The organism is Sphingobacterium sp. IITKGP-BTPF85, from assembly GCF_001006065.1.
Taxonomy (GTDB): domain Bacteria; phylum Bacteroidota; class Bacteroidia; order Sphingobacteriales; family Sphingobacteriaceae; genus Sphingobacterium; species Sphingobacterium anhuiense.
Genome location: NZ_ASZT02000254.1, coordinates 1 through 3,098, shown reverse-complemented (window position 1 = coordinate 3,098; position 3,098 = coordinate 1). Strand labels below are relative to the sequence as shown.

Sequence of the window (3,098 nt, the reverse complement as noted above, 5' to 3'; positions counted from 1 at the left end):
GTAAACAAGATAAAAGACGGGAATGTTGTACACGTTAAATACAGGTCATGTTATGGTCAACTATGAATTGGTTTTTTAAGTAATATGACGTTTATATGAACGATGATCAGCTATATCTTAGCTTTAAATTGGTAAAATGTAAGGACTATTGATTGCTATAGTCTTTTCGTTTTCTTCAACTTTTTAATTCACTACACTGCCTATAGGCACCTACTTCTTTCTTGTTTTTCATGTAAAGGTATAATCCTCCAAAAGCAAAGATCAATAGGATAGGAAGTATTAACGTGATCTGTAATACTTCCGGCCCAGCTAGGTTTTTAGCTGTTGTGTATGCCAAAGCTTCTGCCGTTCCTTCTGTTGCTGAACTATACAGATCGAGATTGGAACCAATTGGTAAATGCTTTATGATTAATCCATCATAATAGCTGCCCATGATCATCGTATAGATGGAAACAGCAAACATACCAGCTCCACCGATAAGATTTAAACCCAAAGCTCCAGATTGTGGAATATTTTCGGCAACAAAACCGATCATAGTTGGCCAGAAGTAACACACACCGATACCAAAAATAATTGCTGCAAAGAAAACAGCATTACCTGTAAAGCTACCAAGCATATATAGACCTGCTGCTGCAAAGATTGCTGAAAAAAGGAGCACACCTTGGGGTGCAAGTTTTTGAACAATTGGTTTTGCGAACGCGCGGCCTATTACCATAATTCCAGTGGTAATCGTAAGTAATAGAATGGCGTTGTCGGTTACATTTTTAAGCAGTAAACTAATCCATTGCCCTGTAAATAGTTCAGTAATAGCGGTCATAAACATGCATAGAAATAGGAATAGAAATAAAGGAGAGCCTACTGCCTTGTACATGTCTGCAGTGGAATATCCTGAGGATACCCGTTCTGTAACGGGGAAATCAAGCTTTGAGAAAATATAACCATAAATAACTGTTGGAATTAACATCATCCCAACTTGGAACTGCCATCCGATGCCCAGATGGACAAATAGCGTGACCAATAACGTACCTATCACAACACCTCCAGGAAACCAGAGATGGAAATAGTTGAGTCTAGTTGTCTTTTCTTGCGGATATAGTGCGGCCACTAATGGATTACAAGCGGCTTCAACCGTACCATTTGCAATGCCAATTAATAATGTGGAGAAGAAAAGACTCCAATAGCCTTGTGCAAAGATGGTCAATAGAATACCTGCTAAATGAAAAAGGAAAGCCATCACCAGAAGGCGTTTCATCCCGATGATGTCAACAATAAAACCACCGATAACGATGGCAAGTGGAAATCCCCAAAAAGCTGTAGCTGTGATGGTTCCCAACTGTGTCGCATTTAATTGAAAATCAATGCCGAGTTGATCCATCATACCCGCACGGATACCGAAAGAAAGCGAAGTGACTAAAAGAGCGAGACAACTTGCCCAAAATAGTTTAGATGTTTGAATTTGATGCATATATTTAGGTTAAATTGATTAGTTTAAAAGTATTTCATCCATAAATATCCAAGCTGGTTGTCCTTTTCCGGCGTGCCATTCTGGTAATTTTTTGAAGTTTTTACCTACAATTTTGATGCAGGAGATTGATTGCGATTTAAATTTTACTTCCATCTTGATAAATGCATCTGCTTCATCTTTTTGTGGCATTGGATTTTTTACACGTTGCAATAAGCGCATGTTTTTTTCGTTAGTACCACCCCATACTTCAAATTCCTGTGGGGGAAGGATATGTGTTTGGATTTTTTTCATCATGTTGACCGATATAGATTTGAGGGGTAGCTGTTCTTTGAAAAATAGCATTAATGCCATGTTTTCATTGTAACCGATCCATTTGCCATTCTGGATGTCAAAGCTGCCGAGTTGTAAATCTGTCAATATCTTCGGTCCGTCACCTTTATATTTTTCACTTGGCGCTACTATAAATGCAATGCTGTCGGGGCTGTAGCGACTTTGATAAAAGTTAAAAGTCAAGACATCACTACCGTACCATCCGGTTTTATATGCTTTAGTTTTTAATGTAACGGACTCTTTAATTTCAATTTCTTTGTCGTAAAGAGGTGACTTTAAACTATCGGGTTCGGTTCCATCGGTTGTATACCTGATCTCTACACCGTTGATGGGATGTTTAATCTGTAATGGTATTCTATTTTTGAAAATAGAAACGGTTGTACTTAAATGTGGCTGGTTTAGCTTTATGGGACTCTTTCCGTCGTCTTTAAAGCCTGTAATAATGCGAATTCCTTTTGCTAATTGTTTCAATTGGCCAATTTCATTTTCCTTTATATCAGTTCGCCATAATGATAGCTCTTTTAGGTTTTTCATAGCAACAAGTTGCTTCACGGTATTGAAATTTACTGCTGTACCAGATAGTGATAGGGTATTTAACTGTTTTAATGGAAGTAAATGCTTCAGTCCGTCGCCTTTAATAGCTGTGAAGTTGAGATTCAGTTTACGTAAATTTTCAAATGTGCTGATCGTTTTTAGTTCTTCGTCTTGCACGGGTAATCCGTTTAAGTTGAGAGATACAATCTGTCTTTTTATTTCTGTCAATTCTTTTAGCGCTTCTGGTTTGTAAATCGTTTTGTTATAGATATTAACAGACAGAGCAGGGGAGCCTTTATCGAGGATGGAAATAACCCGATAATCATTATTTAGTTTTTTGACCGTTGCCTCTGATGCCGCTGCAAAATCATATTGTTGTGCCATTGAAGGTGATGGGCCTAAAGTTGTAGAAGCTAGTATGCGTAAAGAATCTTGCTGTGGTAAATCGATTACTTTTTTATCCAATTGTGCATTTCCTTTTATCAAGAGGGTCAGTACAGCTATTTCTGTGGCAGTAAGTTCGGGTTTTCCTTTTGGAGGCATTCTTTTTCATCTTCAACTGGAAGATGAAGGCGTTGCAATAATAAACTGATTTGGGGATTGCCGGGAACAAATAGTTTTCCATTTTTGCCACCTTTTAACATAGATGCTGCGTCAGTGAGGTTTAAGCTTCCTTTTGCTTTTTCCATATTGTGGCAACTGGCGCATTTGGCTGTAAAATAGGTAGAATCACGTCTTGATAGATCATCGCTTGCTCTATTGAGACTTT

3 protein-coding genes are annotated in these 3,098 nt (G+C 38.0%); all 3 read right to left on the bottom strand.

The genetic code is table 11. The features are described from left to right. Nucleotides 1–175: 175 nt before the first annotated feature. Entirely contained in the window at nucleotides 176–1,465 is a 1,290-nt protein-coding gene (locus tag L950_RS24720; RefSeq protein ID WP_021189434.1) for an MFS transporter, read from the bottom strand. Nucleotides 1,466–1,483: 18 nt separating this feature from the next. Beyond that, a complete protein-coding gene (locus L950_RS24715) occupies nucleotides 1,484–2,872 on the bottom strand; it encodes an FN3 associated domain-containing protein (protein ID WP_021189433.1) in 1,389 nt (462 codons plus the stop codon). Continuing rightward, nucleotides 2,830–3,098: c-type cytochrome domain-containing protein (locus L950_RS28225; RefSeq protein ID WP_316930754.1), on the bottom strand; the 269-nt coding region annotated here is incomplete at its 5' end. The genes L950_RS28225 and L950_RS24715, both read right to left, overlap by 43 nt.

What these genes read in the sequence shown, in the direction of transcription:
- L950_RS24720 (WP_021189434.1), bottom strand. Translation starts at nt 1,465, where the DNA reads ATGCATCAAATTCAAACATCTAAACTATTTTGGGCAAGTTGTCTCGCT.
- L950_RS24715 (WP_021189433.1), bottom strand. Translation starts at nt 2,872, where the DNA reads ATGCCTCCAAAAGGAAAACCCGAACTTACTGCCACAGAAATAGCTGTA.